Origin of the sequence: Streptomyces sp. NPDC000348 (assembly GCF_042898795.1) — a bacterium.
In the GTDB taxonomy this organism is placed as follows: Bacteria; Actinomycetota; Actinomycetes; order Streptomycetales; family Streptomycetaceae; genus Streptomyces.
Genome location: NZ_JBIAZD010000003.1, coordinates 279,972 through 298,371 on the forward strand (window position 1 = coordinate 279,972; position 18,400 = coordinate 298,371).

An 18,400-nucleotide genomic window follows, 5' to 3' on the forward strand; every position below is an offset into this window, starting at 1 on the left:
GGCGAGGGGCGGGGGTGCCGCCGGCTACGGGGTGACCGCGAAGTGGCGGAGGATCGCCGCTGCCAGGTCCTGGTCGCCCTCCGTCTTCACCCGGTCCGTCACCGCTTCCGCCGTCACCCGGCCACAGGCCAGGCGGACGTAGGTCTCCCAGTCGAGGACGAGGGCGGCGACCGGGCCGAGGGCCGGTGCCGTCTCCAGGGTGCCCCGGCCCTGGATGTCGACGCGGATCGTGCGCAGGAACTCCACCGGGCCGTTGACGTCGATGACCACGGCCGAGCTGCGCGGCGCCTGCGCCAGCTCGGCGACCACGCGCGGCAGCTCGGCCAGCAGCACGTCACGGGCGACGTACGCGCCGGGGGAGTCGAGGTTGCCGGGGCGGCCGAGGGCCGTGCGCAGGTCCTGCTCGTGCGCCCACACGGCGAAGGCGTGCCGGCGCATGGACTCCTCCAGCGTCAGCTCCGTGCCGAGCGGGCCGCGCACCTTGGCGCCGGGCTCGCGGTTCTCGTTCCGCAGCTGGCGGTTGCGGCGGATGATCATGAGTTCCAGCTCGGAGGTCATCTCCGGCGCCGTGTGGTGGCGGCGCACGTCGACCTGCATCTCCATGTACCGCTGGTGGTCGTTGGTGACGTGGAACAGGTCGCGCGGCAGCGAGTGGATGGGGCGGGGGTCGCCGTACATCTCGGAGTCCAGGCCGATGACGTGCGAGACCACATCGCGGACCGACCAGCCCGGGCACGGCGTCCGCCGGTTCCAGTCGGCCTCCGGCAGCGACTGCACCAGCTCGGATATCGACTCGATGGAGTGGGTCCAGGCGTCGGCGTAGGGCTGGAGGGTGGGATGCAGGCTCACGGAAACGGGACCCCTCGGCGGTCGGTACACGGGCAGGTTGTGGCGGCGGTGCCAGTGGGCGGTGGCTGCACCAGGTGGGTATCTCGGGTCGCTAAGTTACGCTGCTGTGAGGCACCCCGGCAGTGCTTTCGTGTGACGATCGTAGGCCCGTGTGCGCGGGTCGAATGCCAGGACGGTGGTAGTGTGCGCGCTTCCTTGCTCCAAGTCGCCGTGAATGAGGGCGAATCGGTCGAATCGCGTCGGCGTCGGGTCGCCGGAATGGTGCGGGATCAGGCCGGGGCCGATCTCGTCGTGCTGCCGGAGCTGTGGACCACGGGCGCGTTCGCGTACGAGGAGTTCGCCGCGCAGGCGGAACCGCTCGAAGGACCGACGTTCGAGGCGATGGCGAAGGCCGCGAGCGACGCGGGTGTGTGGCTGCACGCGGGCTCGATCCCCGAGCGCGACCCGGACGGCCCCCTCTACAACACCTCGCTCGTCTTCTCCCCCTCCGGCGACCTGGCCGCCGCCTACCGCAAGATCCACCGCTTCGGCTTCGACAAGGGCGAGGCCGTGCTGATGGGGGCGGGCGACACATTGGTGACGGTCCGTCTGCCGCACACCGTCGTCGGTGTGGCGACCTGCTACGACCTCCGTTTCCCCGAACTCTTCCGCGGGCTCGTCGACGCCGGCGCCGAGACCTTCGTCGTCCCGGCGGGCTGGCCGGAGCGCCGCCGGTCCCACTGGACGCTGCTGGCCCGGGCGCGGGCGGTGGAGAACCAGGCGTTCGTCCTCGCGTGTGGAACGGCCGGGACGCACGCGGGGGTTCCGCAGGCGGGTCACTCGATCGTGGTCGATCCCTGGGGCGAGGTCCTGGCGGAGGCGGGCCCCGGCGAGGAGGTCCTCACCGTCGACTTCGACCCGGCCACGGTGGCGGGCACCCGCGAACGCTTCCCGGCCCTCAAGGACCGCGTCCTGGGCCTGGACCGCCCCCGCCGCTGACCGGGACCCAGGGGGTGCCGTTCGGATCTTGCCGGGATCGCGGGCCCCGGCACCGCCCGGACCGGCTGCAGGACGCCGTTTCCCGGAGTCGGCCCGGTCCGGACGACGCCCCCTAGTCCTCCTGCTCCTTCTCCGCCAGGTGGATCACGCACACCGCCACCGCGATCAGCAGCGCCGGGTCCGCGTCCTCGCGCACGACGTCGACGGCGTAGGTGTCCCGCACGGTCAGCAGACGCCGGGAGACCACGGCGAGCAGTTCGCCGTCGTACTCGACGGCGAACTCCCGGTCGAGGATCCGTCCGCCGACGTCCAGTTCGGTGCCGCCGTCCGCCAGCGCCACCCGGTAGTGGTTGCGCAGCAGTGACAGCCGTTTGCGCCGGACGGTCGCCAGCGGTTCCCCGCCGCGCTCGATCACCATCGTGTCGCGCAGGGCGAGCATCTTCCGGCGGATGTCGATGAGGACGCGGCCCCCGGTGTCCTTCAGCTCGAAGGTGTCCCGCAGCCGCATGGCCTTGCCGTCGACGAGGAAGACCTTGTTCCCGTGGTCGTCCTCGATCCAGTAGTCGTCCCCGATCCCGAGGATCCGGTCGCGCACGAGGAATCTCATGCCGCCAGCCCTTCCCCGCGCCCGCCCCCGCGACGCGGGCGTTGGGCCGGGGGACTGACGCGCTCCGGGCGCGACGAGGGCGCGGGGATCCGTCCCTCGCACCCTGTCGTGCGGTGACCGTCCCGTCAGACCCCGTACCCGTCGCTGTAGCCGTCGCGGGTGTGCGGGCGGGTGGTGTCGTCGACGACCGGGGTGGCGGGGGGTACGACGACCCGCCGACGCCGGGCGATGCTGCTGAAGGTCGCGACGCCGATCAGACCGACGATCATGAAGATGACGCCGACCAGGTCAAGGTTGACACCCTGCATGTCCCAGTCGGTCGCGAACGTGAGGATTGCTCCCACGGCGATGAGGATGATGCATCCGCCGAGGCCCATGAGTGTCGCCTCCCTGTCCGGTGTTTCCGGTGCGAACCGGGTACCCGGGCGGACGCCACCCATGCGCCGCAAGGCAGTTGACTAGCCGTCGAGGAACGCGACGAGGGCGTTCGCCAGCAGGAACGGGTCCTTGGCGCCGCACAGTTCGCGGGCGCTGTGCATCGACAGGATGGCCACGCCGATGTCGACGGTCCTGATGCCGTGCCGGGCCGCGGTGATCGGGCCGATGGTGGTGCCGCACGGCATCGCGTTGTTGGAGACGAAGGACTGGAAGGGGACGCCCGCCTTCTCGCAGGCCGCCGCGAAGACCGCCCGGCCGGAACCGTCCGTGGCGTAGCGGTTGTTGACGTTGACCTTCAGGAGGGGGCCGCCGTCGACGCGCGGGTGGTGCGTCGGGTCGTGCCGCTCCGCGTAGTTGGGGTGGACGGCGTGACCGGTGTCGGAGGAGAGGCAGACGGAGCCGGCGAAGGCGCGGGCCCGGTCCTCGTACGACCCTCCGCGCGCGAGCACCGAACGCTCCAGGACGCCGCCGAGCAGCGGGCCGTCCGCGCCGGTGTCGGACTGGGAGCCGTTCTCCTCGTGGTCGAAGGCGGCGAGGACGGGGATGTGGGAGAGGCCGGAGCCCCGGCCCGCCACGGCGGCGAGCGCGGCCGTGCCGGCGTGCACGGAGAGCAGGTTGTCCATGCGCGGACCGGCCACCAGCTCGCGGTCGCGGCCCAGGTAGGCGGGCGGCTCGACCGAGTGGACCATCAGGTCCCAGCCGGTGACCTCGCCGGACGGGAGCCCGGCGGTCTCCTCCAGGAAGGCGATGAGGTCGCCGTCGCGGACGTCGTCGCCCGTGCCCCACACCGGCTGCATGTGCCGCTGCTTGTCGAGCTTGAGGCCGTCGGCGTTGACCGAGCGGTCCAGGTGGATGGCGAGCTGGGGGACCCGCAGCAGGGGACGGTCGACGTCGACCAGGCGGGTGGAGCCGTCCCGCAGGGACAGCCGGCCGGCCAGGCCCAGGTCGCGGTCGAGCCAGGAGTTGAGCAGCGGCCCGCCGTAGATCTCCACGGCCACCTGGCGCCAGCCGTGCGCCCCGCTGTCGGGCCGGGGCTTGACGCGCAGGTTGGGGGAGTCGGTGTGGGCGCCGACGATCCGGAAGGGGGTGTGCGCGTCGGCGCCCTCGGGGACGTACCAGGCGATGATCGCGCCGCCGCGCAGCACGTACTTGCCGCCCGACGACCCGTCCCAGGCCTCCGTCTCCACGACCTGCCGGAAGCCCGCCTTCTCCAGCCGCTCGGCGGCGTTCGCCACGGCGTGGTACGGCGTGGGGCTCGCCGCCAGGAAGGACATCAGGTCGTCGGTGTGGCCGCGGTCGAAGCGGGAGGGTGCGCTCATGGGTTCACCTTAACGAGGACGAGGGCCCGCTTCCCTGTGCGGGAGCGGGCCCTCGCCGGGGTCCGGCCGGGTCTCGTGGGGGTCTGTCCCGGGAGGTCCGGGAGGGTCCCGGAAGGAGCTAGAACGCCGCCTCGTCCAGTTCCATCAGGTCCAGCCCGACGCCCTCGGCGACCTTGCGGGCCAGGGTGACGCCGGGCAGGACGTCGGCCGCGAAGAACTTCGCCGCCGCGATCTTGCCGGTGTAGAAGGCCCTGTCCTTCGCGGAGGCCGTCGGGAGCTTCTCGGCGGCGACCGCCGCGCCCCTGAGGAGCAGGTAGCCGACGATCACGTCACCGGAGGCCATCAGCAGCCGGGTGGTGTTCAGGCCCACCTTGTAGATGTTCCTGACGTCCTGCTCGGTGGCCGCGAGGTCGGTGAGCATCAGGCCGACGATGGCCTCCAGCTCGACGGCCGCCCTGGCCAGGTGCTCGCGGGCCGCGCCGAGCTCCTCGCCGCCCTCGCCGAGCGCCAGGAACTTCTTGATGTCCTCGGCGAGCGAGTTGAGGGCCGCGCCCTGGTTGCGGACGATCTTCCGGAAGAAGAAGTCCTGGCCCTGGATCGCGGTGGTGCCCTCGTACAGGGTGTCGATCTTGGAGTCCCGGATGTACTGCTCGATCGGGTACTCCTGGAGGAAGCCGGAGCCGCCGAAGGTCTGCAGCGACTGGGCGAGCTGCTCGTAGGCCTTCTCGGAGCCGTATCCCTTGACGATCGGCAGGAGCAGGTCGTTCAGCGCGTGCTCGGTGGAGGCGTCCTCGCCGTTCGCCTCCTTGACCTGGATGGCGTCCTGGACGGAGGCGGTGTACATCACCAGGGCGCGCATGCCCTCCGCGTAGGCCTTCTGCGTCATGAGGGAGCGGCGGACGTCCGGGTGGTGCGTGATGGTGACCTTGGGGGCCGACTTGTCCATGAAGTTGGCCAGGTCGGGGCCCTGGACGCGCTCCTTGGCGTACTCCAGCGCGTTGAGGTAGCCGGTGGAGAGCGTGGAGATCGCCTTCGTGCCGACCATCATGCGGGCGAACTCGATGATGCGGAACATCTGGCGGATGCCGTCGTGCTTGTCGCCGATCAGCCAGCCCTTGGCGGGGTGCTTGTCGCCGAAGGTCATCTCGCAGGTGTTGGAGGCCTTCAGGCCCATTTTGTGCTCGACGTTGGTGGCGTAGACGCCGTTGCGCTCGCCCGGCTCGCCGGTCTCGAAGTCGAAGAGGTACTTCGGGACGAGGAAGAGGGACAGGCCCTTGGTGCCGGGGCCGGCGCCCTCGGGGCGGGCCAGCACGTAGTGGAGGATGTTCTCCGACATGTCGTGCTCACCGGACGTGATGAACCGCTTCACGCCCTCGATGTGCCAGGAGCCGTCCTCCTGCCGCACGGCCCTGGTGCGGCCGGCGCCCACGTCCGAGCCGGCGTCCGGCTCGGTGAGGACCATCGTGGAGCCCCACTGCCTCTCGGTGGCGATCTTCGCGATGTGCTTCTGGACCTCGTTGCCCTCCTCGAAGAGGATGCCGGCGAACGCGGGACCGGAGGAGTACATCCACACCGCCGGGTTGGCACCGAGGATGAGCTCGGCGTAGGCCCAGATGAGCGAGCGGGGGGCGGTGGTGCCGCCGATCTCCTCGGGCAGGCCCAGGCGCCAGTACTCGGAGTCCATGAAGGCCTGGTAGCTCTTCTTGAAGGACGCCGGGACCGGCGCGGTGTTGGTCTCCGGGTCGAAGACCGGGGGGTTGCGGTCGGCGTCGGTGAAGGACTCCGCCAGCTCGTTCTCCGAGAGGCGGGTGAGCTCCTCCAGGATGCTCCTGGCGGTCTCGACGTCCATCTCCTCGAACGGACCCGTGCCGTACAGCTTGTCGCGCCCGAGTACTTCGAAGAGGTTGAACTCGATGTCGCGGAGATTCGACTTGTAGTGCCCCATGGCGACGGCTCCGTTGGAGAGGTATCGGCGAGGCACTGACTCCTCGCAGCTGATTCACGTACCGGCAAGTAGCTCCGATGATGCTACCCGTCGGTAATAAGAAGCAACCCCGATCCGGACATCTGTGACCCAGCCCTCTCGCCGGGTCAGTAATGTGTGCGGCATGTACGGCTACGACCAGAGCGCGGGGGCGCAGCAGGGTTACGCCCCGCCGCAGCAGCAGATGCCGGGCGGGTACGGGCAGCAGGCGCCGCTGTACCCGGAGCCGTCCGCGCCCTCGCTCGCCGACGCGGTGCGCGCGTTCACCACCGGGCAGCTGGCGGCCGAGGACTTCCAGCAGGTCTTCGCCACCTCCAAGGTCTACTGCCCGCGCGGCGACAACCCCGGATTCCTCGCCCTGCACAACACCCAGCAGCCGGTGATCCCGATGTTCACCTCGCTCAAGGAACTGCGGCGGTACGCGGGCAAGGAGTCCAAGTACTTCGTGATCACCGGCGCCGAGGTGATCGACCTGCTGCCCACGGGGTACGGCTTCGTGCTCGACATGGAGGGCGAGCACCGGATGGTGTTCGACGCGAAGGCCGTGGAGCAGATGGTCGAGTTCGCGATGCGCCGCATGTACGGCTGAGGCCGTCGTCGCGCGGACGGCCGACCCGCACCGCTTCCGACACCGGGCCCGGAGGGAATGTCCTCCGGGCTTTCGTCGTTCGGGGTGGCAAGAAGTTCAACGCTCAACTAAAGTGGGCGTACCCGAGGAGGTACCGACATGCCTGCAGTGACCGTCGAGAACCCGTTGACGCTGCCCCGCGTGACCGCATCCGCCGACGCCGTGGCACGCCCCGTGCTCACCGTCACGACCGCGCCGAGCGGTTTCGAGGGCGAGGGCTTCCCGGTGCGCCGGGCCTTCGCCGGGATCAACTACCGCCATCTCGACCCGTTCATCATGATGGACCAGATGGGCGAGGTGGAATACGCCCCCGGAGAGCCGAAGGGGACGCCCTGGCACCCCCACCGCGGCTTCGAGACCGTCACCTACATCATCGACGGGATCTTCGACCACCAGGACAGCCACGGCGGTGGCGGCACCATCACCAACGGCGACACCCAGTGGATGACGGCCGGCAGCGGCCTGCTCCACATCGAGGCGCCGCCGGAGCAGCTCGTCATGTCCGGCGGTCTCTTCCACGGGCTCCAGCTGTGGGTGAACCTCCCCGCCAAGGACAAGATGATGGCGCCGCGCTACCAGGACATCCGGGGCGGCAGCGTCCAGCTGCTCACCTCCCCCGACGGCGGCGCGCTGCTGCGCGTCATCGCCGGTGAGCTGGACGGTCACGAGGGTCCCGGCGTCACGCACACGCCGATCACGATGGTGCACGCGACGCTGGCGCCGGGCGCGGAGATCACCCTGCCCTGGCGGGAGGACTTCAACGGCCTGGCGTACGTCATGGCCGGGCGCGGATCGGTCGGCGCCGAGCGGCGTCCGGTCCACCTGGGGCAGACCGCGGTCTTCGGCGCGGGTTCCTCGCTGACCGTCCGCGCGGACGAGAAGCAGGACTCCCACACGCCGGACCTGGAGGTCGTGCTGCTGGGCGGCAAGCCGATCCGTGAGCCGATGGCGCACTACGGCCCGTTCGTGATGAACACCCGCGACGAGCTCCAGCAGGCCTTCGAGGACTTCCAGAAGGGCCGGCTCGGAACGGTCCCCGCCGTGCACGGGATGTCCGAGGACGGACCCGCGTCCGGCAGCAACGGCGCCTGAGGACTGCCCGCGTCCGGCAGTGACCCCGGCCGCGTACGGACACGACGATGTCCGTACGCGGCCGGATCGCTGAGGAGAGGACGGGGCACCGATGGGTGAGCGCCGGGTACGGACGATGCTGCGGCAGATGGAGACGGGGGAGCCCGTACGGGTCACCGGCGCCATGGCGACCACGACGAAGCTCGCCCGGCTCACCGCCATGGCCCAGCAGTTCGGCTACGCGTACGCGGACGTACGGCAGGACGGCGGACCGCAGGGCAACCAGTACGTGGTCGTGATCGTGCCCGGCCCCGACCCGGAGGGCCGACCGCGGTACCTGCCGCCGGGCGGCCGGCTTCCCGGGCACGGGAACCCCTTCGCGGGGTGAGCGGGTACCGGTCCGGCCGTTCAGCGGGGCCCGGCCCCCTCCGCCTCGTACAGCTCGAACCAGATGCTCTTGCCCGTGCCGCGCGGGACGACGCCCCAGGAGTGGGCGAGGATCTCGATCAGGACCAGGCCGCGTCCGGAGGACGCCAGCTCGCCCGGCCTGCGCAGGTGCGGCAGGTCGTCGCCGGTGTCGCTGACCTCGACGCGTATCCGGCGGCCGCCCTGCCCGTCGGTGACCTCGGCGAGCAGCAGGGCGTCGGTGTCGGTGTGCACGAGGACGTTGGTGAGCATCTCCGACAGCAGCAGCACCGCCGAGTCCACCTGGTCCGGTGAGGGCCAGTCGTGCAGCAGTTCGCGCAGCTGCTGCCGGGCCACCGAGATCCGCTCGGGCTCGGTCTGCGCGACCGTGAACATGGTGCGGCGCACGGGAGGCCGCACCGTGTCCGGTTCCGTGTCGCAGCCGCACCCCTCGCCCCGTCGGCACAACAGCATCAGGGCGATGTCGTCCTCGCGGCGGTCGGCGAGCGGGCCGGTGGTGTGGTGCGAGGAGGGGCCGTGCACCGCCTGGACCAGGGCGTCGGCCAGTTCCTCCTGGTCGCCCTTGTGCTCCTCCAGGACGGTGCGCAGCCGCAGCCAGCCGGTCTCCAGGTCGTGACCGCCGGTCTCGATCAGCCCGTCCGTGCAGATCAGCATCGTCTCGCCGGCCTCCAGGACGAGCCGGGTGGTCGGGTAGTCGGCGTCCGGGTCGATGCCCAGCGGCAGCCCGCCCGCCGTCGGCCGGTTCAGCACCGTCCCGTCGGCCATGCGGATCATCGGTTCCGGGTGCCCGGCGCGGGCGATCTCCAGCACTCCGCTCACCGGGTCGACCTCGACGTACAGGCAGGTCGCGAAGCGGAACTCGGCGGGGTCCGCCCCGTCGGTCCCGTGCAGGAAGCGGGAGGCGCGGGACAGTACGGCGTCGGGCCGGTGCCCCTCCGAGGCGTACGCCCGCAGGGCCGTCCGCAGCTGGCCCATCAGCCCCGCGGCCCGTACGTCGTGGCCCTGGACGTCCCCGATGACCATCGCGAACCGTCCGCCGGGCAGGGGGATCACGTCGTACCAGTCGCCGCCGACCTGGAGCCCGCCGCCGGTGGGGACGTAGCGGGCGGCGACGCTCATGCCGGGGATGTCCGGGCCGAGCTTCGGCAGCATCGTGCGCTGCAGGTCCGCGTTGAGCGCCCGCTCGCTCTCGGCGGTGCCCGCGCGGGACAGCGCCTGCGCCAGCATCCGGGCGACCGTGGTCAGCACGGAACGCTCGTCGGGGGTGAACGCGACCGGGTGGGAGAAGGCCGCCAGCCAGGCGCCCATGGTGCGGCCGGAGGCGGTCAGCGGCAGGTACGCCCAGGACCGCCGTCCGAAGTGCTGGACGAGCGGCCAGGTGAGCGGGTAGCGGGTCTCGTACTCCTCGGGGGAGGAGAGGTAGACCGCGCGGCCCGTGCGCACCGCCTCGGCGGCCGGGTAGTCCGTATCCAGCGTCATGGAGGTGAACGGGCGGCTGGAACCGGGATCCTGCCCGTGGTGGCCGATGATCGTGAGGTGGTCGCCCTCCACGCCGAACACGGCCAGTCCGTCCGGTGAGAAGCCCGGCATCGACAGGTTGGCGGCGACCCGCAGCACCTCCTGCGTCGACCGCGCCTCCGCCAGCGCCCGGCCCGCGTCCAGCAGGAACGCCTCCCGGGAGCGCCGCCAGTCGCCGGTGACGGCCCCGCGTCCGCCGGGCGCGCCCGGCGCGGGCTCGGCGACCTCCTGGAGGCTGCCTATCAGGACGTACGCCTTGCGGGAGCGGTCGAAGGAGGGCCTGGAGCGGCTGCGCACCACCCGGACGACCCGGTTCTGGCCGTCCATGATCCGGATCCGCACCTCGGCGAGGGTGCCCTCGGCGACGGCGAGCCGGACCACCCCGGTGACCTCGTTCCAGTCGACGGGGTGCAGCCGGGCGCGGACCTGGGCCTCCGTGAGCGTGACCGGTTCCGCGGGCAGCCCGAGCAGCCGTGCCGCCACGGCGTCGACCGTGACCAGCCCGGCCGCGGTGTCCCAGTGCCACAGTCCGGTGTCGAGGGCGGCGAGGACGTCCCCCAGGACGGACAGGGGCTCACCAGTGCGCATTGGACCACTTTATGAAGACCGTGCCGAAAAGTGCCACTGTGTCCCTGCGGTAATGACGGAGAAGCGATCTCGGGGCGGCCGGTAGGCTTGGGGGGAGTTTCACGTGAAACGAAGACCCCGATCCGCGAAGGCTGGATGAACGACGATGCATCGGTACAGGTCCCACACCTGCGGCGAGCTCCGCGCCTCTGACGTCGGCACCGACGTCCGGCTGAGTGGCTGGCTGCACAATCGGCGCGACCTGGGCGGCATCCTCTTCATCGATCTGCGCGATCACTACGGCATCACGCAGCTCGTGGCCCGCCCGGGCACCGAGGCGTACGACGCGCTGGACAAGCTCTCCAAGGAGACCGTGGTCCGCGTCGACGGCAAGGTCGTCTCGCGCGGCACGGAGAACGTCAACCCCGAGCTGCCGACCGGTGAGGTCGAGGTCGAGGTCTCCACGGTCGAGGTGCTGGGCGCCGCCGCCCCGCTCCCCTTCACCATCAACGCCGAGGACGGCGTCAACGAGGAGCGGCGCCTGGAGTACCGCTTCCTGGACCTGCGCCGCGAGCGCATGCACCGCAACATCCTGCTGCGCACGTCGGTCATCTCGGCGATCCGCCGGAAGATGACGGCACTGGGCTTCAACGAGATGGCGACACCGATCCTGAGCGCCACCTCCCCCGAGGGCGCCCGCGACTTCGTGGTCCCCTCCCGTCTGAACCCCGGCAAGTTCTACGCGCTGCCGCAGGCCCCGCAGCAGTTCAAGCAGCTGCTGATGATCTCCGGCTTCGACCGCTACTTCCAGATCGCGCCCTGCTTCCGTGACGAGGACGCCCGCGCGGACCGCTCGCCGGGCGAGTTCTACCAGCTCGACGTCGAGATGAGCTTCGTCGAGCAGGAGGACGTCTTCCAGCCGATCGAGCAGCTCATGACCGAGCTGTTCGAGGAGTTCGGCAACGGCCGTCACGTGACGTCCCCCTTCCCGCGGATCCCGTTCCGCGAGGCGATGCTCAAGTACGGCTCCGACAAGCCGGACCTGCGCGCCAAGCTCGAACTCGTCGACATCACCGACGTCTTCGAGGGCTCGGAGTTCAAGGCCTTCGCCGGCAAGCACGTACGCGCCCTGCCGGTGCCGGACGTCTCCGGCCAGCCCCGCAAGTTCTTCGACCAGCTCGGCGACTACGCGGTCTCCCAGGGCGCGAAGGGCCTGGCGTGGGTGCGCGTCGGCGAGGACGGCGCGCTGACCGGCCCGATCGCGAAGTTCCTCACCGAGGAGAACGTCGCCGAGCTGACCAAGCGGCTCTCGCTGGCCGCCGGCCACGCGGTGTTCTTCGGCGCGGGCGAGTTCGACGAGGTCTCCAAGATCATGGGCGCGGTGCGGGTCGAGGCCGCCAAGCGCGCCGGCCAGTTCGAGGAGAACGTCTTCCGCTTCTGCTGGATCGTCGACTTCCCGATGTACGAGAAGGACGAGGAGACCGGCGCGATCGACTTCTCGCACAACCCGTTCTCGATGCCGCAGGGCGGCCTGGAGGCCCTGGAGACCCAGGACCCGCTGGACATCCTCGGCTGGCAGTACGACATCGTCTGCAACGGCGTCGAGCTCTCCTCCGGCGCGATCCGGAACCACGAGCCGGAGATCATGCTCAAGGCGTTCGAGATCGCCGGCTACGACCGTGAGACGGTCGAGGAGAAGTTCGCCGGCATGCTCCGCGCGTTCCGCTTCGGCGCCCCGCCGCACGGCGGCATCGCGCCCGGCGTGGACCGCATCGTCATGCTGCTCGCCGACGAGCCCAACATCCGCGAGACCATCGCCTTCCCGCTCAACGGCAACGCCCAGGACCTGATGATGGGCGCGCCGACCGAGCTGGAGGAGGCCCGCCTGAAGGAGCTGCACCTGACGGTGCGCAAGCCGCAGCCGAAGTAACCCCGGCAGCACGACGGCGAAGGGGCCCGGAACCGCACGACGGTTCCGGGCCCCTTCGCGGTGCGGCCGTCCGTGCATGCCGCCGTGCCGTCAGCTCCTGCCGCCGGCGGACAGCTTGCGGGTGCGGCGGCGCAGGGCCGGGCCCAGCCGGACCAGGAGGCGCTTGTCGATGCCGGTGACCCTGCGTTCCACGGCGGTCAGGGCCTTGCGGGTGGCGGCCAGTTCCCCGGCGAGGGCGTCGAGCTTCCGCGCGGTCTCGTCGGCACGCTTTTCGGCCTTGGCGAGCCTGCCGCGCAGGTCCTTGCTCTCCCTGGCCTGTTTGCGCGCCTGTTCCCCGGCCGCCGTGATCTGCTCGCGCAGCCGGCTGAGGCGGTAGCGCATCTGTCCGTCGTCCGAGCCGTCCCAGACCGGCATGGACGCGGGCAGCTCCAGCTCCGCCATGCGGGCGTCGAAGGCGGCGCCGCCGTCGCCGTGCGTGTAGGTGTTCTTCAGGCCGTTGCGGTCCAGGAACGCGACGATCCGGTCGAACCGCTCGCCGTGGCCCTTGAGCATCGCCGAGAAGTCGGCCTCCTCGTACAGCTCCCGCGGGTCGGTCCCTGCGGGCAGGCCGCCGAGCTGCCGGTGCGGGATGTCGAAGTACCGGCACAGCTCCAGGGTGCGGGAGTCGTGCGTGAGGACGACGCTCGGGGTGCCCGCCAGCAGGGCGGCGACGTTGCCGTGGATGCGGGTGCCGTAGGCGAAGTCGTAGCCGCGCAGTTCCTCGATCCAGGTCGCCGGGTCGAGCGGCATGCGCACCTTGTTCTCGCGCAGCAGCGGGTGGCTGAGGTGGCGCGGGAAGGGGTCCTCGACGCCCCGCTCGGGCGTGGTGTCGCCCCAGAGCAGCAGCTCGGCGTCATCGGTGTGCTGCGCGTAGTACGTCAGGTGCGGGTAGTGCTCCCAGGCGTGCCGGGCGATGCCGGAGATGTCGCCGACGGGTATCGCGTCCGGAGAGAGGTTGACGGCGATGCGGGAGTCGGCCGTCAGCTCCGCGGTGCGGATCTCGGGGAAGGTGTCGCCGTACAGGAACATCGACGGGCAGCCGATGATGTCGACGTCCTTGAAGCCGAGGTCTTTCAGGTAGCGGGCGGTGAGCTCGCCGCGGACGCCGATGGAGGCGGAGCGCTCCAGGACGGCGGAGGCGAAGCGCCGGACCGACGCCTCCATCGGGCCGAGCCAGCCGGTGTCGTAGTCGTCGGGGGCCTGGGCGCCGACGCCGAAGACCACCACCGGGATGGTGAGCTGCTCGATCAGGGTGGAGAGCCGGTCCAGCGAGGCGTGGAAGGTGGGCCGGAAGGCGTTGGCGAGCGGGACGACGAAGACGTCGTACTGCTCGTTGATCTCGGCCGCGCGGCGCGCCGACGGGTCGGTGGTGATGCCGTTGGAGGTCACCTCGGTGTCCGGCGCCGACAGCATCTTGTGGGCGGAGTCGCTGAAGATCAGGTTGCCCGTGTTGGTGCCGATCAGGTTCTGCTGGATGAACTCCGTCGGGGAAGCGACGCGGAACGGGCTCTTCCCGGAGCGGATGAGGATGCGCTTCACGTCGTTCCCTTGTACGCGGGCGGACTCGGGTGCGGACCGGGTCCGTGAAGACCGCAGGCGCACACCCGTGTGTCAGACGTCAGTTCGATGGTGCGACACACGGGTGACAAAACCTTATACGCCGGTAAATGAACGGTGAAGCAGGTGCTGCGGGGGTGTGGAGCGGCTACCGCGCCACGAACTGGGTGAGGATCGCCTGGACCTCGTAGATGTCGACGCCCTTGGTGAAGGTCTTCTGGATGGGGGTCGGGGAACCCGAGATCCAGATCTTCAGTTCGGCGTCGAGGTCGAAGGTGCCGGCGGTCTCCACCGCGAAGTGGGTGATGCTGCGGTACGGGACGGAGTGGTACTCCACCTTCTTGCCGGTGATGCCCTGCTTGTCGACCATGATCAGGCGGCGGTCGGTGAACAGGATGGTGTCGCGGATCAGCAGGAACGCGGCGTGCACCTGCTCGCCGTGGCCCAGCAGACGGGCGTAGTCCTGCTGCGCCTGGGCCGGGTCGACGGTGTGCGCGTTGCCGAAGAGTGCCATGGACGGGTCCCCCCACGTGAGCGGTGACGGCCGGACATCGGCCGCCTTCACGCGATCTTCGCAAACGGAAGGGCCTGGGAGAAGGCTTCCCTCCGTCCTGGGACGCCGCTGTAGCGAGCGCGTTACGCGGCCGGCTTCCCTTCGAGACGTGGGAAGGGGGCCGCGCCCGGCGTGGACCGCATCATCATGCTTTTCGCCGACGAGCCCGGCCTCGGGGGAGAAAAAATCTCCGTACGCGGCAACCCTTCGCCGGGCGGCGGTCACTGACAGGGTGTAAACCGCTCCTCCCCCCGTAAGGAAGCCCCGTGGCTGCTCGTTCCCACCGCCGGTCCCTCCGCTCCCGTCGTGCCGCCGTCGTCTGTGCGGCCGTCGTGGCCGCGGGAGCCGGCGCCGGCGTCTTCGTGATGAACGCCAACGCCGGGACCGTCGACCTGTACCACCAGACGCTCGCCGCGAAGGACGGCTGGGCGTCCTCCGGTACGGGCACCACCGGTGGCACGAAGGCCGACGCCGCCCACACCTTCACCGTCTCCACCCGCGCACAGCTCGTGAAGGCACTGGGCTCGGTGTCCGACACCACGCCCCGCATCATCAAGGTCAGCGGCACGATCGACGCCAACACCGATGACAACGGCAAAAAGCTGACCTGCGCCGACTACGCCTCCGGCACCGGCTACTCGCTCTCGGCCTACCTCAAGGCCTACGACCCGGCCACCTACGGCCGCTCCAAGCTGCCCTCCGGCACCCAGGAGACGGCGCGCGCCACCGCCCAGTCCAAGCAGGCCAAGAACATCGTCCTCAAGGTCCCCGCCAACACGACGATCGTGGGCGTACCCGGCACGAACGCCGGCCTCACCGGGGCCATGCTCCAGATCCAGAACGTGGACAACGTCATCGTCCGCAACCTGACCTTCGCCGCCACCGAGGACTGCTTCCCGCAGTGGGACCCGACCGACGGCGACGACGGCAACTGGAACTCCAACTACGACTCGGTGTCCCTGCGCGGCGCGACCCACGTGTGGGCGGACCACAACACGTTCACCGACGCGCCGCACTTCGACAGCGCCAACCCGAAGTACTTCGGCCGCGAGTACCAGATCCACGACGGCGCCCTCGACATCACCAAGGGCTCCGACCTGGTGACCGTCTCGCACAACCAGTTCACCAACCACGACAAGACGATGCTGATCGGCGGCAGCGACACCGACAGCGTCGGCAAGCTGCGCGTCTCCCTCCACCACAACGTGTGGAAGGGCATCATGCAGCGCGCCCCGCTGGCCCGCATCGGCCAGATCCACATCTACAACAACTACTACGACGTCACGACCCTCAACGGGTACGCGCCGCAGTACAGCATCAACTCCCGCGCCAAGGCCCAGGTCGTCGCGGAGAACAACTACTGGAAGCTGCCGTCCGGCGCGAAGGCCGCCAAGCTCCTCAGCGGTGACGGAACCGGCTCCGTCAAGGGCTCCGGCAACCTCGTCAACGGCACGGTGACCGACCTCGTCGCCGCCTACAACGCCGCCTCGTCCAAGGACCTGAAGACCACGGTCAACTGGACCCCGGCCCTCACGGCGGGCCTGGAGGCCTCGGCGGGCGACCTGCCGGCGTCGCTGGCGACGACGACGGGGGCGGGCGTGCTCAAGTAGCACCCGAGACGCGCGAGGGCCGGGAGACCACGAGCCCCCGGCCCTCGCGCACCCGTGCCGCGCGGTCCGCCGCGCCACGGACCGTGAGGGGCCCGGGACACGTTCCCGGGCCCCTCACGGCGTCCGCCGGGCGGTCCGAACGCGCATCCCCGGCAGGCAGCGCGGGGAGGCCCCCTGGGCAACCGTGACTACTCGTCTTCGAAGATCTCTGCGGCCGTCGGGGCCGTGACGGCACGCCGGTGCCAGTGGCGCAGGATCTCGAGGTCGTCGCAGCCGGTGACGCGTTCCCGGACCCCTTCGGGGATGTCCATGCCGCGTACTTCCAGGATGTCCAGGACGTCCTCGGCGGCGCGTCGTGCCGCGCCCTCGGCCCGGCCCTCGTCACGGATTTCCTCGGAGAGGTACGACTTGTAAAAGGAGAGGTCCACGGCCACCAGTTTCCTCCACCGGTGTGCGACCGGGTGCTTGCCCAGGCCTTGTGCGACGAGTTCGGTGATCGGGTCGGCGATGCTCTGTGGCGTGTCCCGCAGAACAGTCGTCATTGATTTCAGTACCCCAGGTAGGTGATCTGGACGATGTAGACACGTTCGCCGCGTACGACGACCTGGTATCTGAACATGCCGCCTGGGACGATGACGTCGCCCCCCTTCGGGTCGATGCCCTCGTGGGCCCGGCCGTGAACGTGGACGGCTTCGGCGGCTCTGACCAGCTCGTCCGCCTTCCTCTTCACACCGGCGAGGAAGGCTACGGGTGCGGTGCGGGCGGTTTCCTCCGCACCGAAGGCGTACTCCCACTTCCAGCTCAAGCGCGCACTGCTTTCATGGCTTCGTCCAGGACGGCGCTCAGCTCCCTCAGAGCCTCCCCGGCAATGGCGGGATCTTCGTGCTCCAGCCTGCTCTGTGCCTGCGCGAAGCGGGAGGACAGAGCAGGACGCCGGGCGATCTCGATGTCTCGGGCCCAGGTGAGGACCCAGCTCCGCACAGGGCTCAGGGACTGCCACTCCACGGCTTTGGCGAAGGCGTCGTCCTTTGTGGTCTGCATCTCGTCCAGGCGCCCCGGATCGACCACGGCGAGGGCCGTGCGCAGGGCGTCAGGAGTCTGCTCGGGACGTGGGATCAGCTCGTGTCCGTGATCGGCCTGAGTACTCATGGTGTCCTCCACAGGGTGCCCCGGCCAGGGTATCCGGACGGGGCCACGGAGGAGCCGGACCGGGAACCGGGCAGGCCGCGAGCGGCCTGTCACGGTCGGCCCCGTTCAACGAGGGACGGCTCGTCGGTTCCGGTGTCGGGGGCACCGGAACCGACACACGCTGAGGCGCAGCCCTGGCAGTGGTGGGGGTCGGGGCCACGGTAGGCGTGGTCGCAGGCGTCGCAGTTGCGCAGGGGGTGCCGGACGGGCGGGGGCTGCTCGGGGGCGCGGTACGGCGGGAGGGGTGGGAGTTTGGCCGTCAGGCGGTGGGCCAGGAAGGCGGCGGGCCGGATCAGGGGTTCCAGGGGCAGGTCGCCGGCCAGGGCCTTGCGTACGGCGGTGGGGGTGAGGTTGCGCTCCAGCCAGGCGGCGACGCCGGGGGCGAGGTGTTCGGCGTCGGTGGCGGAGAGCAGCAGGCGGGGGTCCTCGCGGCGGAGGCCGGCGAGGACGTCGGTGGCCGCCCGGAGGAGGTCGGGGAAGGTGTACGAGGGCTTCGGTACGGCGGGGAGGGCGCGACGGCGCGGGGGTTCCTGCTGCGGGGCGGTGGCCGCGCGGCGGGTCGGGGGACGGGCCGGAGGGCTGGGCGCCTCGCCCGGTTCGGGCGGGGTGTCGCGTCGGCCGGGCTGGTTGCAGGAGACGGTGCGGGTGACGAGGCGGCCGGTCGGGGTGCGTTCGCGGATGCGGCGCAGGTAGCCGTGGGTCTCCAGCTCGTTCAGGGCGGCGGCGATCCGGGTCGGGCCCTCGGGGAAGCGGGCGGCGAGGGTCTTGATGCCGACGGGGGTGCCGGTGGGGAGGGACTGGATGTGACAGGCCAGTCCGATCGCCAGCAGGGAGAGGTCCGGGTGCTGGGTGAGGTGGTTGCCGATCACCGTGAAGCGGGCGGTGTGGCGGGTGTTGTCGTGGGTGACGCCGCTGGGGTGGCCCTTCGCGTGGGCGCGCCGGTGGGCGTGGTTTTTCCCGCCGTTACGGGACTGGGCGTGCGGGGGCACGCTAGTGTTTTGGGTGTCCATCGGGAAGCCCTTACTTCCTTGGTGGTCAGGCCCTCGCCGTGGAATGTCACTCCTGGCGGGGGCCGTTTGCATGTCTGAGGCTGTGTGCCGTGTTGCGCTGAGCGTAAGGCAGACAACCTGTGGCATAT

At 70.5% G+C, this 18,400-nt stretch carries 17 protein-coding genes and 1 pseudogene; 6 read left to right on the forward strand and 12 right to left on the reverse strand.

Translation table 11 applies throughout. The annotated features are described in order from the left end of the window. Nucleotides 1–24: 24 nt before the first annotated feature. On the reverse strand, nucleotides 25–849 hold the full coding sequence (locus ACFY3N_RS08150) for a maleylpyruvate isomerase family mycothiol-dependent enzyme (protein ID WP_390815792.1): 825 nt from the start codon (nucleotides 847–849) through the stop codon (nucleotides 25–27). Between the two features lie 183 nt (nucleotides 850–1,032). Between ACFY3N_RS08150 and ACFY3N_RS08155 the strand changes: the two genes are divergently transcribed. Continuing rightward, entirely contained in the window at nucleotides 1,033–1,827 is a 795-nt protein-coding gene (locus ACFY3N_RS08155) for a carbon-nitrogen family hydrolase (protein ID WP_390815793.1), read from the forward strand. Nucleotides 1,828–1,939: 112 nt separating this feature from the next. On the opposite strand, the gene ACFY3N_RS08160 is transcribed toward ACFY3N_RS08155, so the two are convergent. The 4 genes from ACFY3N_RS08160 to ACFY3N_RS08175 form a co-directional block, all read right to left on the reverse strand. Further along, the gene (locus tag ACFY3N_RS08160; RefSeq protein ID WP_390815794.1) at nucleotides 1,940–2,434 is read right to left on the reverse strand and encodes an LURP-one-related/scramblase family protein; all 495 of its coding nucleotides are present in this window, start codon (nucleotides 2,432–2,434) and stop codon (nucleotides 1,940–1,942) included. 125 nt (nucleotides 2,435–2,559) lie between these two features. After that, the gene (locus tag ACFY3N_RS08165; RefSeq protein WP_030215226.1) at nucleotides 2,560–2,811 is read right to left on the reverse strand and encodes a DUF6458 family protein; all 252 of its coding nucleotides are present in this window, start codon (nucleotides 2,809–2,811) and stop codon (nucleotides 2,560–2,562) included. Nucleotides 2,812–2,892: 81 nt separating this feature from the next. Next, nucleotides 2,893–4,191, reverse strand: coding sequence for a M18 family aminopeptidase (locus ACFY3N_RS08170; protein ID WP_390815795.1), 1,299 nt, complete (start codon nucleotides 4,189–4,191; stop codon nucleotides 2,893–2,895). A gap of 118 nt (nucleotides 4,192–4,309) precedes the next feature. Beyond that, nucleotides 4,310–6,136: an acyl-CoA dehydrogenase gene (locus ACFY3N_RS08175; protein WP_390816059.1), complete on the reverse strand. Its 1,827-nt coding sequence runs from the start codon at nucleotides 6,134–6,136 to the stop codon at nucleotides 4,310–4,312. A gap of 163 nt (nucleotides 6,137–6,299) precedes the next feature. Here ACFY3N_RS08175 and ACFY3N_RS08180 point away from each other — a divergent pair, with 163 nt between their 5' ends. The 3 genes from ACFY3N_RS08180 (at nucleotide 6,300) to ACFY3N_RS08190 (ending at nucleotide 8,262) form a co-directional block, all read left to right on the forward strand. After that, entirely contained in the window at nucleotides 6,300–6,764 is a 465-nt protein-coding gene (locus ACFY3N_RS08180) for an SseB family protein (RefSeq protein ID WP_390816060.1), read from the forward strand. A 138-nt stretch (nucleotides 6,765–6,902) separates the two neighbouring features. Then, on the forward strand, nucleotides 6,903–7,895 hold the full coding sequence (locus ACFY3N_RS08185) for a pirin family protein (RefSeq protein WP_390815796.1): 993 nt from the start codon (nucleotides 6,903–6,905) through the stop codon (nucleotides 7,893–7,895). Between the two features lie 91 nt (nucleotides 7,896–7,986). After that, a complete protein-coding gene (locus ACFY3N_RS08190) occupies nucleotides 7,987–8,262 on the forward strand; it encodes a hypothetical protein (protein ID WP_390815797.1) in 276 nt (91 codons plus the stop codon). Nucleotides 8,263–8,282: 20 nt separating this feature from the next. Here ACFY3N_RS08190 and ACFY3N_RS08195 read toward each other — a convergent pair whose 3' ends face one another. Continuing rightward, entirely contained in the window at nucleotides 8,283–10,406 is a 2,124-nt protein-coding gene (locus tag ACFY3N_RS08195; protein ID WP_390815798.1) for a SpoIIE family protein phosphatase, read from the reverse strand. Between the two features lie 145 nt (nucleotides 10,407–10,551). On the opposite strand from ACFY3N_RS08195, the gene aspS reads away from it, so the two are divergent. Further along, nucleotides 10,552–12,315, forward strand: a complete 1,764-nt coding sequence (gene aspS / locus ACFY3N_RS08200) for an aspartate--tRNA ligase (RefSeq protein WP_390815799.1) — start codon at nucleotides 10,552–10,554, stop codon at nucleotides 12,313–12,315. Between the two features lie 90 nt (nucleotides 12,316–12,405). Here the strand turns inward: aspS and ACFY3N_RS08205 are convergent, their stop codons facing one another. Together ACFY3N_RS08205 and ACFY3N_RS08210 are read right to left on the reverse strand one after the other, a co-directional pair. Continuing rightward, nucleotides 12,406–13,893 (reverse strand): polysaccharide pyruvyl transferase family protein, encoded by a 1,488-nt coding sequence (locus ACFY3N_RS08205; RefSeq protein ID WP_390815800.1) that lies wholly within the window; start codon nucleotides 13,891–13,893, stop codon nucleotides 12,406–12,408. Between the two features lie 166 nt (nucleotides 13,894–14,059). Next, nucleotides 14,060–14,425 (reverse strand): PH domain-containing protein, encoded by a 366-nt coding sequence (locus ACFY3N_RS08210; protein WP_217127308.1) that lies wholly within the window; start codon nucleotides 14,423–14,425, stop codon nucleotides 14,060–14,062. Between the two features lie 305 nt (nucleotides 14,426–14,730). Here ACFY3N_RS08210 and ACFY3N_RS08215 point away from each other — a divergent pair, with 305 nt between their 5' ends. Further along, nucleotides 14,731–16,074: a polysaccharide lyase family 1 protein gene (locus ACFY3N_RS08215; protein WP_390815801.1), complete on the forward strand. Its 1,344-nt coding sequence runs from the start codon at nucleotides 14,731–14,733 to the stop codon at nucleotides 16,072–16,074. Nucleotides 16,075–16,262: 188 nt separating this feature from the next. Here the strand turns inward: ACFY3N_RS08215 and ACFY3N_RS08220 are convergent. The 4 genes and pseudogenes from ACFY3N_RS08220 to ACFY3N_RS08235 form a co-directional block, all read right to left on the reverse strand. Continuing rightward, nucleotides 16,263–16,628: pseudogene (locus ACFY3N_RS08220) on the reverse strand (hypothetical protein); the annotation flags it as partial. Beyond that, nucleotides 16,622–16,879 (reverse strand): hypothetical protein, encoded by a 258-nt coding sequence (locus ACFY3N_RS08225; RefSeq protein ID WP_390815802.1) that lies wholly within the window; start codon nucleotides 16,877–16,879, stop codon nucleotides 16,622–16,624. The pseudogene ACFY3N_RS08220 and the gene ACFY3N_RS08225, both read right to left, overlap by 7 nt. Further along, nucleotides 16,876–17,223, reverse strand: a complete 348-nt coding sequence (locus ACFY3N_RS08230; RefSeq protein WP_390815803.1) for a hypothetical protein — start codon at nucleotides 17,221–17,223, stop codon at nucleotides 16,876–16,878. Before ACFY3N_RS08230 ends, ACFY3N_RS08225 begins: the two co-directional genes overlap by 4 nt. A gap of 89 nt (nucleotides 17,224–17,312) precedes the next feature. After that, nucleotides 17,313–18,272, reverse strand: coding sequence for a helix-turn-helix domain-containing protein (locus ACFY3N_RS08235; RefSeq protein ID WP_390815804.1), 960 nt, complete (start codon nucleotides 18,270–18,272; stop codon nucleotides 17,313–17,315). Nucleotides 18,273–18,400 lie beyond the last annotated feature (128 nt).